Source organism: Metasolibacillus sp. FSL K6-0083 (assembly GCF_038630865.1).
GTDB lineage: Bacteria > Bacillota > Bacilli > Bacillales_A > Planococcaceae > Metasolibacillus > Metasolibacillus fluoroglycofenilyticus.
Map to the genome: position 1 here is coordinate 3,149,255 of NZ_CP152046.1, position 15,157 is coordinate 3,164,411.

General features: G+C 42.3%; 6 protein-coding genes, 3 rRNA genes and 1 riboswitch. Of the genes, 5 read left to right on the forward strand and 4 right to left on the reverse strand.

The features are described 5' to 3' along the window. Positions 1–12 precede the first annotated feature (12 nt). Both MHB51_RS14780 and MHB51_RS14785 read right to left on the reverse strand, forming a co-directional pair. Positions 13–1,269, reverse strand: a complete 1,257-nt coding sequence (locus MHB51_RS14780) for an MFS transporter (RefSeq protein ID WP_342558471.1) — start codon at positions 1,267–1,269, stop codon at positions 13–15. Between the two features lie 170 nt (positions 1,270–1,439). Beyond that, positions 1,440–2,594: an alanine--glyoxylate aminotransferase family protein gene (locus MHB51_RS14785; protein WP_066165840.1), complete on the reverse strand. Its 1,155-nt coding sequence runs from the start codon at positions 2,592–2,594 to the stop codon at positions 1,440–1,442. Between the two features lie 305 nt (positions 2,595–2,899). Next, a riboswitch (purine riboswitch) is annotated at positions 2,900–3,000 on the forward strand. A gap of 113 nt (positions 3,001–3,113) precedes the next feature. On the opposite strand from MHB51_RS14785, the gene MHB51_RS14790 reads away from it, so the two are divergent. The 5 genes from MHB51_RS14790 (at position 3,114) to rrf (ending at position 10,630) form a co-directional block, all read left to right on the forward strand. Next, positions 3,114–4,445, forward strand: coding sequence for an NCS2 family permease (locus MHB51_RS14790; protein WP_066165844.1), 1,332 nt, complete (start codon positions 3,114–3,116; stop codon positions 4,443–4,445). 120 nt (positions 4,446–4,565) lie between these two features. Further along, positions 4,566–4,859, forward strand: a complete 294-nt coding sequence (locus tag MHB51_RS14795) for a DUF5316 family protein (RefSeq protein ID WP_342471813.1) — start codon at positions 4,566–4,568, stop codon at positions 4,857–4,859. Positions 4,860–5,389: 530 nt separating this feature from the next. Further along, positions 5,390–6,944, forward strand: a 16S ribosomal RNA gene (locus MHB51_RS14800). 392 nt (positions 6,945–7,336) lie between these two features. Beyond that, positions 7,337–10,264, forward strand: a 23S ribosomal RNA gene (locus MHB51_RS14805). 250 nt (positions 10,265–10,514) lie between these two features. Then, positions 10,515–10,630 (forward strand): 5S ribosomal RNA (gene rrf / locus MHB51_RS14810). The 16S, 23S and 5S rRNA genes sit together here, the layout of an rRNA operon. Before the next feature lie 1,154 nt (positions 10,631–11,784). Here the strand turns inward: rrf and MHB51_RS14815 are convergent. After that, the gene (locus tag MHB51_RS14815; protein ID WP_342558472.1) at positions 11,785–13,851 is read right to left on the reverse strand and encodes a catalase; all 2,067 of its coding nucleotides are present in this window, start codon (positions 13,849–13,851) and stop codon (positions 11,785–11,787) included. Positions 13,852–14,138: 287 nt separating this feature from the next. Then, positions 14,139–15,068: an LCP family protein gene (locus MHB51_RS14820; RefSeq protein WP_342558473.1), complete on the reverse strand. Its 930-nt coding sequence runs from the start codon at positions 15,066–15,068 to the stop codon at positions 14,139–14,141. Positions 15,069–15,157 lie beyond the last annotated feature (89 nt).

Consider the following 15,157-nt stretch of genomic DNA (forward strand, 5'->3'; position numbering starts at 1 on the left):
GGCGCTATAGCCTCATGCTTTGCGATACCATATGATAACAGGTATAAGTAATAATGATAAAATGCCACCGATTAAGGATAGGGTAGTAAAACTAGAGTTCGCAACAATGATTCCTGAAAGTGCCCCACCCGACGCCCCTGCTAGTGCAATGAAAACATCGATTGTACCTTGTACTTTAGCGCGGGAGGAGGGTTCTGTGGAATCAACAATCTGGGCTGTTCCACTAATTAATCCGAAATTCCAGCCTAAACCTAATAATGAAAGGGCGACTATTAAAATAAACATCGAATCACTTGGTGCATAAGCGGCTAATAGACCTGCAAGTAATAATGTAATACCAGATGCAATACTCATAGCTGTTCTACCAACTTTATCTACTAGAACGCCTGTTACAAGTGAGGGGAGATACATTGCACCAATATGAAAGCCGATAACGATTCCTACTGCACCTAAGCTATGACCATGATGCTGCATATGAACAGGTGTCATTGTCATAATAGCGACCATGACAATTTGAGTCAGAATCATAACAACTGCACCAATAATAATTCCTTTTTTATTGCTGAATGTAATAGCAGGGGCTATTCCATCAGATTGCTGCTGTTGATGAGCTTCAATTGCTTTAGCTAAGAGTAGGGGGTCTGGGCGAAGCATAATAAAAAGTATGCAGCCCGCCATAATATACGCAACAGCGGATAATATAAATGGCCCAGCTAATGAGGGAATATTAAAGAGCTGCGCGAATTTTCCCATAACTTCAACTAGATTTGGTCCTGCAACAGCACCGAATGTCGTCATAACCATCGTAGTACTTATTGCTTTAGCACGTTGCTTTTTATCTGCTAAGTCAGTTCCTGCATAACGAGCCTGCAAATTTGTCGCGGTTCCCGCGCCATATATGAAAAGCGATAAGAATAATAAAAAAACACTATTAATTAAAGTAGCTATAATAACGCCAATTGCTCCAAGTCCTCCAGCAATAAAGCCTGAAGTAAGACCTACACGCCGCCCATATCGCTGAGAAAGCCTCCCAACTATAAAAGCTGCACCTGCAGAGCCTAATGTAAAAAGGGCAGAGGGTAATCCAGCAAATGCGTCAGTTCCTAGCATTTGTTGGGCTAGCAGGGCACCTACAGTGACACCAGCAGCAAGACCTGCTCCACCAAAAATTTGTGATAAACTCACAACCATTAAAACTTTTTTGTACATCCTTTTTAATTTTTCAGGAGACTCTACATATTCCTTAATCAAATGATTTGTAGTATCCATGTAGGTTAACACCATCTTTCCGGCTAGTTAATTGCATTCATCCAATCTTGTACGAGGCTGCTTAAATTTTATAAGTTTGCAAGCCAAAACGAAGCAATATTATGTAGTTTATATTATCTTCAATTTCCTAACAAATAAAGGAGGAGCTAATAAAGCGCCTCCTTTATTTACTATTTTGCATTTTCTAAAAATACTTTTTGTGCGGCAAGTACGCCTGCGCCTGGTGTAAAGTCATATTTAAAGTCTTGTAGAGCAGCTTCGATTAATGAAACGGCTTGTAGCACATCACTAGGGAAGCAATAGCCCATGTGACCAAAACGGAAAATTTTGCCTTGTAACGGGCCCAACCCACCTGCAAAGTCAAGATGATACGTTGATTTCAAATGTGCTACAAAGTCACCTAATGCGATACCTTGAGGTGCTTTAATTGCTGTAATTGTTGGCGAAGCATAGCTGTCCTCTGCTAATAGCTTGATATTTAATGCCATCATTGCAGCACGCACCATTTTTTTCATCACATGATGGCGTTTGGCAGTTTGTTCAATTCCACCTTCCTCTGCAATGAGCTTACATGCCTCGTTTAAGCCATATAATAGCGTAATAGCAGGCGTGTTCGGCGTCATATCCTTTTCAGCCCAGTTTTTATAGCTAAGTAAGTTTAAATAATAGGACTGTGTCTGGTTAGCCTCGATAACTTGCCATGCTCGCTTACTTACAGCTACTAATGATAAGCCGGGAGGTAACATCATCGCCTTTTGGGAGCCTGTTACTAAAATATCAATACCCCATTCATCCATTTTCACTGTCACGCCACCAATACAGCTTACTCCATCTACAATAACTAACGCATCTGTTTCTTCGCGTACAACTTTTGTTAATTCTTCAATTGGATTTAAAACCCCTGTAGATGTTTCGTTGTATGTTATAAAAACAGCCTTGACTTTCGGTATATGCTTTAAAAAGTCACGCAGCTCCTGGGCGTTACATGCTTCGCCCCAAGTTTTCTCTAGCTTATGTACTTGGAATTTATGCTGCTCACAAATAGAAACAAAATAATCACCGAATGCACCAACTGTTATGACAACAACATTTTCACCAGCTGAAACAGTATTCACAGCAGCAGCTTCAAGTGCCGCAGTACCACCAGATGGTAAAAATAATATTTCTTCTTTAGTGCCGAATACAGGCTTTACTAAGTTAACAGTTTCACGATAAAGTGCAACAAATTCTGGTGTTCGGTGACTAATAATGCTCTTGTTCATCGCCAACTCTACACGCTTTGGAATTGGTGTAGGGCCAGGGTGACGTAAAATATTTTCATACATAGCTTGCCATCTCCTTTAAAAAGCTGAATTTTCCAACTATATATTATAATAAGAAATATTTAAGAAAATAGACAGTGTTTTGCTATAAGTGGTGTAGCATAGGGCTTTTCTTACTATATAGTATGCAGGAAAATGCAGATTAAATAGTAAGAAAATAAAAATGAAAAGGGATTGTTCATTATTAATGTTTGAAATAATTGGATTTGAAAATAAAAATAATGCGTTTTCACGAACTTTATAAAGATAAATTGGTGAAATGTTCGGAAATGAGTTGAAAAATGAAAAATGAGATGATATATTATTGAATGTAAATTAAATAACGTCGTCGTATAATAGCGGGAATAGGCTCGCGAGTTTCTACCAAATCACCGTAAATGATTTGACTACGATGTAAGTAGATTTGTATTGTAATATACATATACTTTATTCGTAGACATGTCATTTTTGTGGAAATGGCATGTCTCTTTAGTTGGTTTTATTTCCAAGGATTATAGACGATTAACGGAGGCGCAATTCACAATGAAAAAATATTTCGAGTTTGATAAACTTGGAACAAACTACCGTAGAGAGATTCTTGGTGGGTTTACAACATTCTTGGCGATGGCTTATATTCTAATTGTCAATCCATTAACATTAACGCTTGATGATATTCCAAATTTACCAGAAGCACTTCGTATGGACTATGGGGCAGTATTCGTTGCTACAGCAGTTGCAGCAGCTATCGGTTCATTTATTATGGGGATTTTTGCAAGATATCCATTAGCATTGGCTCCGGGTCTTGGTTTAAATGCATTCTTCGCCTATACGGTAATTTTAACGAATGGTAGCCCATGGCAACATGCATTAGCTGCCGTATTTGTATCAGGTGTATTCTTCTTAATTTTAACATTAACAGGTTTGCGTGAAAAATTAATTAATGCTATTCCATTAGAGCTTAAATTAGCTGTTGGTGCAGGTATCGGTTTATTCATTGCATTCATAGGTTTAAAAAATGCTGGCATCGTAGTTGCTAATCCTGCAACATTTGTTGGGATTGGTAATTTAACAGACCCACAAGTTTTATTGGCGATTTTCGGTATTATCATTACGGTTGTTTTCTTGGTTCGTGGTATAAAAGCAGGTGTATTTTTAGGGATGGCCATCACTGCAATCGCAGGTATGATTTTTGGTTTAGTGGAGTTGCCATCAGGCATTCTAGCAGCACCTCCATCAATTGAGCCAACATTTGGAGCGTTATTCTCAGCGTTTGGTGATGCTGAATTTTACACATTATCAATGCTTTCAGTAATTTTAACATTCTTATTTGTAGATTTTTTTGATAACGCAGGTACATTAATGGCTGTAGCGAATCAAGCGGGCTTCGTAAAAGATAATAAATTGCCACGTGCTGGTAAAGCGTTAATTTCTGATTCAATTGCAACAATCATCGGTTCTATTTTCGGTACATCAACAATTACTTCATTCGTTGAATCTTCGTCTGGTGTTGCTGCGGGTGCTCGTACAGGCTTTGCTTCAATCGTAACAGGTGTACTATTCTTGTTATCTTTATTCTTTTTACCACTATTAAGTGTTGTCACTACTGCCGTAACAGCTCCTGCTTTAATTGTTGTAGGTGTTTTAATGGTTGCATCACTTGGTAAAATTGATTGGGAAAAATTCGAGGTGGCTGTACCAGCATTCTTTACGATGTTAATGATGCCTTTAACATTTTCTATCGCAACAGGTGTAGCGATTGGTTTCGTATTTTATCCATTAACAATGATTGTTAAAGGTCGAGCAAAAGATGTTCACCCATTAATGTATGTATTCGGTTTAATCTTCTTACTTTACCTTGCGACAGCGGCTCATTAATAATTAATACCTTAGCTACTCAGACGAATAATGCGTTTGGGTAGCTTTTTGCATCTAAAGGTGAAACCAAAATGTAGTTGTTTGCGTATAACATTAATAACAAAGAATGGAGGGATGAGGTTGAAAAGAAAGTACTTCTTTTACGGTGTTCTAATAGCTGTTGGTGCAGTAATTGTGGCACTTATTTCAGGAGGCACACAAAAGATAGTAGGGTTTGCTGGTGGAGTAGGATTAATTTTATTAATAATTAGTATGTTGTTATCAGGTGCATTTATTAGTGGCGATCGCATGCGAGCTAATCAAACAGCAGATACAAGGGAAAGAAGCAAGCAGCGTGATAATAGTATAGAAAATCTTTTAATCATGTCTTTCCCATCGTTAGTAATAGCTATTCTTTTTTATTGGCTGCTGTAGCTCGATTTATACAGAGGACTAATTTTGTATACAGCCAAATTAAAGTACGAAGGAATTTATGATAGATTTTGAAGATGCGTTTTCTAAATATATTAGAAATAATTGATGTAATCGTACCGAAGTCAAAGAATCAAACTGTACAGATTTGACAAGGGAAATTACTTTACTACGATTTATATAAATAGGAAGAAACTAAATATTTCTATCGGCATTAAAATCTGAATATTTTTTCTTTTAATAAATGGTTGCAATATAGAATGATATAGGTGTATATTAATAAACGTTGTTGCGAAACAAACGCATAACAAAAATAAAAAGTCGTTGACAAATAGATTTATTTGTTTTAATATATTAAGCAGTCGCTTAAAACGACACATGAACCTTGAAAACTGAACAAGCAAGACGTGAATGAATAAAGTTTCATTGAATAGATGAAACACAATTTTGGACATCGAATGAAGATGCCAGCAAATGTTTTAATGTATCGAAAGCGAAGCGACAGATACAAATTTGAGCTTACTCAAATTCTTTTTATGGAGAGTTTGATCCTGGCTCAGGACGAACGCTGGCGGCGTGCCTAATACATGCAAGTCGAGCGAGTGTTACTTTGGTGCTTGCACCGAAGTAACGCTAGCGGCGGACGGGTGAGTAACACGTGGGCAACCTGCCCTGTAGATGGGGATAACTCCGGGAAACCGGGGCTAATACCGAATGATACTTTAAAACCCATGTTTTAAAGTTGAAAGATGGTTTTGCTATCGCTACAGGATGGGCCCGCGGCGCATTAGCTAGTTGGTGAGGTAATGGCTCACCAAGGCAACGATGCGTAGCCGACCTGAGAGGGTGATCGGCCACACTGGGACTGAGACACGGCCCAGACTCCTACGGGAGGCAGCAGTAGGGAATCTTCCACAATGGGCGAAAGCCTGATGGAGCAACGCCGCGTGAGTGAAGAAGGTTTTCGGATCGTAAAACTCTGTTGTAAGGGAAGAACAAGTGCCGTAGTAACTGGCGGCACCTTGACGGTACCTTATTAGAAAGCCACGGCTAACTACGTGCCAGCAGCCGCGGTAATACGTAGGTGGCAAGCGTTGTCCGGAATTATTGGGCGTAAAGCGCGCGCAGGCGGTTTCTTAAGTCTGATGTGAAAGCCCCCGGCTCAACCGGGGAAGGTCATTGGAAACTGGGGAACTTGAGTGCAGAAGAGGAAAGTGGAATTCCAAGTGTAGCGGTGAAATGCGTAGAGATTTGGAGGAACACCAGTGGCGAAGGCGACTTTCTGGTCTGTAACTGACGCTGAGGCGCGAAAGCGTGGGGAGCAAACAGGATTAGATACCCTGGTAGTCCACGCCGTAAACGATGAGTGCTAAGTGTTAGGGGGTTTCCGCCCCTTAGTGCTGCAGCTAACGCATTAAGCACTCCGCCTGGGGAGTACGGTCGCAAGACTGAAACTCAAAGGAATTGACGGGGGCCCGCACAAGCGGTGGAGCATGTGGTTTAATTCGAAGCAACGCGAAGAACCTTACCAGGTCTTGACATCCCGTTGCCCACTATGGAGACATGGTTTTCCCTTCGGGGACAACGGTGACAGGTGGTGCATGGTTGTCGTCAGCTCGTGTCGTGAGATGTTGGGTTAAGTCCCGCAACGAGCGCAACCCTTGATCTTAGTTGCCATCATTCAGTTGGGCACTCTAAGGTGACTGCCGGTGACAAACCGGAGGAAGGTGGGGATGACGTCAAATCATCATGCCCCTTATGACCTGGGCTACACACGTGCTACAATGGACGGTACAACCGGTTGCCAACCCGCGAGGGGGAGCTAATCCGATAAAACCGTTCTCAGTTCGGATTGTAGGCTGCAACTCGCCTACATGAAGCCGGAATCGCTAGTAATCGCGGATCAGCATGCCGCGGTGAATACGTTCCCGGGCCTTGTACACACCGCCCGTCACACCACGAGAGTTTGTAACACCCGAAGTCGGTGAGGTAACCTTTTGGAGCCAGCCGCCGAAGGTGGGATAGATGATTGGGGTGAAGTCGTAACAAGGTAGCCGTATCGGAAGGTGCGGCTGGATCACCTCCTTTCTAAGGATATTTTCGGAATATCTCCTACGGAGATAACATTCACGGATTGCTGTTCAGTTTTGAAGGTTCATCAACGGATGAATACTTCTTATTGTGCTCCTGCGGTTACTCGTCGCAAATACGCGAGGAAGCAAATGCAGGTAGCCTATTTGTTCTTTGAAAACTGGATAAAACGACATTGAAAGTAACAAGTTTTAAATAGATCAAGTAATTGATCGTGTAAGTTCTTAAATCTTATTTCTTTTATGAGATAAGTTGTAACTAACATGAAGGTTTCAAGACACGAGTAGGACAAGGAAGCGATTGAGCGATAGAAGGAGCGTACTTAAGTACGTGACTGACAGAGTGAATGAAGCTGACGCAGTCATACGATGTGTATTGAAAGCTGAATAGGTTAAGTGATTAAGGGCGCACGGTGGATGCCTTGGCACTAGGAGTCGATGAAGGACGGCACTAACACCGATATGCCTCGGGGAGCTGTAAGTAAGCTTTGATCCGGGGATTTCCGAATGGGGAAACCCACTATGTTTAATAGCATAGTATCCATACGTGAATTCATAGCGTATGGAAGACAGACGCAGGGAACTGAAACATCTAAGTACCTGCAGGAAGAGAAAGAAAATTCGATTCCCTGAGTAGCGGCGAGCGAAACGGGAAAAGCCCAAACCAAAGAGCTTGCTCTTTGGGGTTGTAGGACACTCTATACGGAGTTACAAAGGAATGAAGTAGATGAAGCGACTTGGAAAGGTCCGCCAGAGCAGGTAAAAGCCCTGTAGTCGAAAGTTCATTCCCTCCAGAGTGGATCCTGAGTACGGCGGAACACGTGAAATTCCGTCGGAATCCGGGAGGACCATCTCCCAAGGCTAAATACTCCCTAGTGACCGATAGTGAACCAGTACCGTGAGGGAAAGGTGAAAAGCACCCCGGGAGGGGAGTGAAAGAGAACCTGAAACCGTGTGCCTACAAGTAGTTAGAGCCCGTTAATGGGTGATAGCGTGCCTTTTGTAGAATGAACCGGCGAGTTACGATAACGTGCAAGGTTAAGCTGAGAAAGCGGAGCCGCAGCGAAAGCGAGTCTGAATAGGGCGAAGGAGTACGTTGTCGTAGACCCGAAACCAGGTGATCTACCCATGGCCAGGGTGAAGGTAAGGTAACACTTACTGGAGGCCCGAACCCACGTACGTTGAAAAGTGCGGGGATGAGCTGTGGGTAGCGGAGAAATTCCAATCGAACCTGGAGATAGCTGGTTCTCTCCGAAATAGCTTTAGGGCTAGCCTCGTGATGGAGAATACCGGAGGTAGAGCACTGTTTGGACTAGGGGGGCATCTCGCTTTACCGAATTCAGACAAACTCCGAATGCCGGATATTTATACACGGGAGTCAGACTGCGAGTGATAAGATCCGTAGTCAAGAGGGAAACAGCCCAGACCACCAGCTAAGGTCCCAAAGTAATCGTTAAGTGGAAAAGGATGTGGCGTTGCTTAGACAACCAGGATGTTGGCTTAGAAGCAGCCATCATTTAAAGAGTGCGTAATAGCTCACTGGTCGAGTGACACTGCGCCGAAAATGTATCGGGGCTAAACGATTCACCGAAGCTGTGGATTGACATCTACGATGTCAGTGGTAGGAGAGCGTTCTAAGTGCGTTGAAGTCAGACCGGAAGGACTGGTGGAGCGCTTAGAAGTGAGAATGCCGGTATGAGTAGCGAAAGACAGGTGAGAATCCTGTCCACCGTATGACTAAGGTTTCCTGAGGAAGGCTCGTCCGCTCAGGGTTAGTCGGGACCTAAGCCGAGGCCGATAGGCGTAGGCGATGGATAACAGGTTGATATTCCTGTACTACCTCCCCACCGTTTGAGCAATGGGGGGACGCAGGAGGGTAGGGTAAGCAGAGCGTTGGTTGTCTCTGTTCAAGCAGTAAGGCGTGTGTGTAGGCAAATCCGCACACTCTAACGCCAAGCTGTGATGACGAGTCCGTATGGACGAAGTTCCTGATCTCACACTGCCAAGAAAAGCCTCTAGCGAGGTGGGAGGTACCCGTACCGCAAACCGACACAGGTAGTCGAGGAGAGAATCCTAAGGTGTGCGAGAGAACTCTCGTTAAGGAACTCGGCAAAATGACCCCGTAACTTCGGGAGAAGGGGTGCTCTTGAGCGTGCAAGCGCATGAGAGCCGCAGTGAATAGGCCCAGGCGACTGTTTAGCAAAAACACAGGTCTCTGCAAAACCGTAAGGTGACGTATAGGGGCTGACGCCTGCCCGGTGCTGGAAGGTTAAGAGGAGTGGTTAGCGCAAGCGAAGCTATGAATTGAAGCCCCAGTAAACGGCGGCCGTAACTATAACGGTCCTAAGGTAGCGAAATTCCTTGTCGGGTAAGTTCCGACCCGCACGAAAGGCGTAACGATCTGGGCACTGTCTCAACGAGAGACTCGGTGAAATTATAGTACCTGTGAAGATGCAGGTTACCCGCGACAGGACGGAAAGACCCCGTGGAGCTTTACTGTAGCTTGATATTGAATTTTGGTACAACTTGTACAGGATAGGTAGGAGCCAGAGATCTCGGAGCGCCAGCTTCGAAGGAGGCGTCGGTGGGATACTACCCTGGTTGTATTGAAATTCTAACCCGTGCCCCTTAGCGGGGTAGGAGACAGTGTCAGGCGGACAGTTTGACTGGGGCGGTCGCCTCCTAAAAGGTAACGGAGGCGCCCAAAGGTTCCCTCAGAATGGTTGGAAATCATTCGTAGAGTGTAAAGGCACAAGGGAGCTTGACTGCGAGACCTACAAGTCGAGCAGGGTCGAAAGACGGGCTTAGTGATCCGGTGGTTCCGCATGGAAGGGCCATCGCTCAACGGATAAAAGCTACCCCGGGGATAACAGGCTTATCTCCCCCAAGAGTCCACATCGACGGGGAGGTTTGGCACCTCGATGTCGGCTCATCGCATCCTGGGGCTGTAGTCGGTCCCAAGGGTTGGGCTGTTCGCCCATTAAAGCGGTACGCGAGCTGGGTTCAGAACGTCGTGAGACAGTTCGGTCCCTATCCGTCGTGGGCGTAGGAAATTTGAGAGGAGCTGTCCTTAGTACGAGAGGACCGGGATGGACATACCGCTGGTGTACCAGTTGTCGTGCCAACGGCATCGCTGGGTAGCTATGTATGGACGGGATAAGTGCTGAAAGCATCTAAGCATGAAGCCCCCCTCAAGATGAGATTTCCCATTACGCAAGTAAGTAAGATCCCTCAAAGACGATGAGGTAGATAGGTTCGAGGTGGAAGTGTGGCGACACATGGAGCTGACGAATACTAATCGATCGAGGACTTAACCACAATTAAAACTTGTTTCAATGTTCGTTTATCCAGTTTTGAAAGAACAAACACTTTCTAAAAACAAGGATTTCAAGACACAAGCTAATCGAGGAAACAAAGGAGCGATTGAAGGAATGTACTAAAGTACATGACTGAATGAGCGAGTGCAGTTGACGAAGAGTAGCGCAGTAGATTGGAAGCTGAGTAAGGAACGTCTACTAAAAGCACCACATCCTGTGGTAACTTAGACGCCAGCACATCCACGTGCAAGTGAAGTAATGATGGCAAAGAGGTCACACCCGTTCCCATACCGAACACGGAAGTTAAGCTCTTTAGCGCCGATGGTAGTTGGGGGCTTCCCCCTGTGAGAGTAGGACATTGCTTCGCAATCAAAACCACTGAGGAATCAGTGGTTTTTTGTATGGAAAAGAAGCCCCCAACTACCAAAGACCGAAGGTCAGCTCGGCGCGTAATTGCAAGCAAACAATTGCAAACACTTTTAATCGAATACAATCCGAAGCAGTGCAGAAGAGCAAGGAGTCCGAGGCGCCAAGGAGCGCGGAGCGGAATGTGCATCGCACATGAGCACCGCAAGCGACGCGGACAACGAAGGAATCCGCGGCTCAGCTGTACTGAGTTGAAGCGCCGATGGTAGTTGGGGGCGCCCCTGTGAGAGTAGGACATTGCTTCGCAATCAAAACCACTGAGGAATCAGTGGTTTTTTTATATGGAAAAGAAGCCCCCAACTACCAAAGACCGAAGGTCAGCTCGGCGCGTGATTGGAGGTAAACAATTGCAAAACACTTTTAATCGAATACAAGCTCAAGAAGTGCAGAAGAGCAAGGAGTCCGAGGCGCCAAGGAGCGCGGAGCGGAATGTGCAACGCACATGAGCACCGCAAGCGACGCGGACAACGAAGGAATCCGCGGCTCAGCTGTGCTGCGTTAAAGTGCTTGGGGATGCCCCCTGTGAGAGTAGGACATTGCTTCACAAGACAAACCACTGATAACTTAGTAAATTTTTTGTATGGAAAAGAGGAAGTCTTTAGGAAGAAAAAGAGCGAACATGGAATAAATTTTAGGAAACATGGAATAAAAGCTGAAAAACGTGGAATAAATTTCGAAAAACATGGAATAAACTTCGAAAAACATGGAATAACTAACTATCGTGCTTATCTATAAACTTAAAATATCTGCTTTTACTGTCTATTATCAAGCGATTGCTAAATAGTGACCTATTTTTAGCTACTTGCTGATAGCACATAAAAATGCATTGATAAAAAAACAAAACTTATTGATAGAATCTTAAAATACATTAATAACATATTCTTCATATATGAAATACTCTATAATAAAGAGAATTTCTCAATTAGCCTTTGAAGTATGCTGGATTTGTAAAAGAGCCAATTACTGTAATAATAATTATTATGCTATAACCAAGCTATCTTTAAAAACAGGAGTGTCTCAAAAGCAGGTAATACACTGCTTTTAAGACGCCTTCTCTGTTATATCTATAACAGCCTCTCTATTGATATAAGGTCATTATGTCCTATTCCAGAAGCGCTGGTGGGCGATAGCAGTGACAAACTCCCTTTCGAAATTTGGATTATTTGCGGCAAATACTACTCCAGCTAAATTATTATTTTTCGATGTTTGTATAAAAGTTTGCCCAGTCGTGGCAACACCAATTGGTTTATAGTGTTTATATGCTTCTTGAACAAAATCAGAAACGTCACGCATGAATTTTACTTGATATTCGGAGTTCCCACCGACGATATAAATTGAATCGACTAAATATGGGCTAGATGTGAGAAATGTTTTATTCACTTTAATTTTTGTTCCATCATTTCCAGTAACTGTACCAAGCTGCTCACTTATAATATCAAAGAAAACACCATTATTTTGTAGGAAATTGAGCACGATTGTTACTTCTTGGCCATTAAATCCATTACCAATTAAAACTCCTACTTTTTGTGTATAGGCATATTTAGGTGTATTACTCTGACTTAGGGAGGGGTAACTCGTTGAAACTGGAACTTGGGTTCCGCTTGGACGATTTACACCAACATTATCTGCAACAATATAAGCCATTTCTTGATCAACATTGACAAGCAAATCAACAACTTGCTGACGAACGGATGCTCTGATAACGCTACCAACTTGGTAACTTAATCCATCTATAGTATGTTGTTTTTCAATGGAGGTCAAACTATTCCAGAATATTCTCGGCTGTGTAAAGAAATCAAAAAACGACTCACTGCGCTGGCGTGTGACGTGTCCTTCTACTTTTTCTGGGTAATGGGCATAGCCGCCATCTTTAGGGGGAGTTGTGTATGGCGTGTTATTTGCTATTGAGTTTCTGTGGTAATTCACTTGATCCACATCAATACGATACCTCATATAACCATCTCGTTGATTATTATGAAACGGGCATAATGAACGATTTATAGGGAGATCCTGAAAATTCGCTCCCCCAAGTCGATGATATTGGGCACTTTGATAAGCAATTAATCTTCCTTGCAAAACGGGGTCATTAGAAAAATCAATTCCAGGTACTACATTTGCAGGGTTAAATGCTACTTGTTCCACCTCTGCAAAAAAATTATCTACATTTTTATTTAAAGTCATTTTCCCGATAAGATGTACAGGAATAAGCTCCTCTGGCCAGAACTTGGAAGGATCTAAAATATCAAAATCGTACTTAAACTCATCCTCTGGTGCAATCATTTGAACACCCAATTCATATTCGGGATAAGCACCACGATTAATGGCCTCCCTCAGGTCACGGCGATGGAAATCTGGGTCGATACCCCCAATTTTCTGAGCCTCATCCATAAGCAGTGAGTGAACGCCAAGCACAGGCTTCCAAACAAATCTTACAAAGGTCTTTAATCCCTGTTCGTTGACAAATAGATACGTATTAATTGACCAAGATTCCATCATTCGATAACTTCTTAAAATCCCCCTAGGTGACATAACCCATAAAGTCATGTGAAGTGCCTCCGGGTTATTAGCTACATAATCCCAAAAATTATCGTGTGCACCGGCAGCTGTTGGGATGTCACTTCGCGGTTCGGGTTTGTATGCATGTATAACGTCTGGAAACTTCATCGGATCAGTGTTTATGAGTATAGGCATGGCAATTGTAGTTAAATCATAAACTCCCTCTTCTGTATAAAACTTAACACCTAAACATCGTAAATCCCTTGCAGTGTCCTTCGAGCCTCTACCACCTTGTACCGTCGAAAAACGAACAAAAAGAGGTGTTTTCTTTCCAGGTTCCTGCAAAAATCCTGCTTTTGTAAATGGCTTCATTGATTGATAACATTCAAATTCACCATGTGCTCCATATCCTCTTGCGTGAACAACCCTTTCAGGTATTCTTTCGCGAACGAAATGAGTCATTTTTTCGAAATAATGGAAGTCCTCCTGCAATGAAGGTCCGCGTTCACCGGCTGTTAAAATTTGTTCATCATTAGATACTTTCAGCCCTTCATTTGTCGTCATAGGCTTTCCTGTATTTTTTATACGAAACTGCTCCAATTGTATGTTTTTACTATTTTCATTAATGGGTTTATTATTTCCAGACGACGGTTTATTCATATCCATCTTAACATTCACCCCAAACATATAATAAATCAATCTCATTTATATGCTTATGCAACCTTTGATGAACTAGACCAAATTTATTTGGAAATTTCATTGGGTATTATTAATTAATATAATACAGGTCTTTGGTAATGTTGAGGCTAGATGGATTTGGAAATCAACTTAACTATTCCGTATATTATTTTTATGTATAATATTTAAAAAATTAATTAAGGTAAAATTTCAGCAATATTATTTCTTTCTTCGCAAAAACCCGAACAAATCAAATTGTTCGGGTTTGTTTATAATTATTCAATCTCTAAATGCTGCTGTAGGCTACTGCTTATATCTATTAACTCCTGCTCATCAAATATATAGTACCAAAGCGTATCGATGCGCTGGCCGTCTCCTTTTTCAAATTGTAGCTGATCGATGTCTTTGTTTAAATTGGCATAAAGTTTCTGCAATTGGTATAAATTATTCATTGGAAAATTCATTTGTACATTATCGCCTAGTACATCAAAAATATCATTTAACTTAAATAAAGTAGAGGGGCTTGCTGCTTTTTCAGCAATCGCCTGAATTAATTGTTTTTGGCGTAATTGTCTGCCAAAATCACCACGTGGGTCCTCATAGCGGATGCGAGTGAAGATAAGTGCTTCCTCGCCATCCAATGTTACTTCACCTTTCGGGAAGCTGTATTGACGATGAGATAAATCCAAATCATTATTAACTGTGACTCCACCTAATACGTCAATAATTTGTAAAAAGCCTTCCATATTAATGGCGACATAATAATCAATCGGTATATTTAAAATGTTTTCTACTGTAGCAATTGACATTGGTATGCCACCGCGTGCGTAGGCATGATTAATTTTTTCGACCGTGTTGTTGCCAATAATTTCAACGCGTGCATCACGTGGTATGCTTAGCATTTTAACAGTTTTTTGCTCTGGATTTACTGTGACGACAATCATCGTATCACTTCGCCCGACATCATACTCTCGCTCATCAATTCCTAACAATAAAACGGAAAAAGGGTCGATATGTGGGAGCTTATCTGAAATAATTGCTTCATTATTATTAGGATGCTCCTGTGCTTGCATTTTTTCAACAGCTTTTTGGAAGGAGAAATATGTGAATGCCCCGTAGCAAGCTGCTCCAGTTATTAAAAAGGCCATTAAAAATAATACAACCTTTTTCCAAGTTTTCATTTTAGGTTTTGTTCTTTTTTGCATAGTAAATCTCCATTTTCTTTAATGAATCATATAGACGTTATTCGTATGGATAAGTTCCTTAAAGTATTTCCATTTGAAACGAAATTTAA

What these genes read in the sequence shown, in the direction of transcription:
- MHB51_RS14780 (WP_342558471.1), bottom strand. Translation starts at nt 1,269, where the DNA reads ATGGATACTACAAATCATTTGATTAAGGAATATGTAGAGTCTCCTGAA.
- MHB51_RS14785 (WP_066165840.1), bottom strand. Translation starts at nt 2,594, where the DNA reads ATGTATGAAAATATTTTACGTCACCCTGGCCCTACACCAATTCCAAAG.
- MHB51_RS14790 (WP_066165844.1), top strand. Translation starts at nt 3,114, where the DNA reads ATGAAAAAATATTTCGAGTTTGATAAACTTGGAACAAACTACCGTAGA.
- MHB51_RS14815 (WP_342558472.1), bottom strand. Translation starts at nt 13,851, where the DNA reads ATGGATATGAATAAACCGTCGTCTGGAAATAATAAACCCATTAATGAA.
- MHB51_RS14820 (WP_342558473.1), bottom strand. Translation starts at nt 15,068, where the DNA reads ATGCAAAAAAGAACAAAACCTAAAATGAAAACTTGGAAAAAGGTTGTA.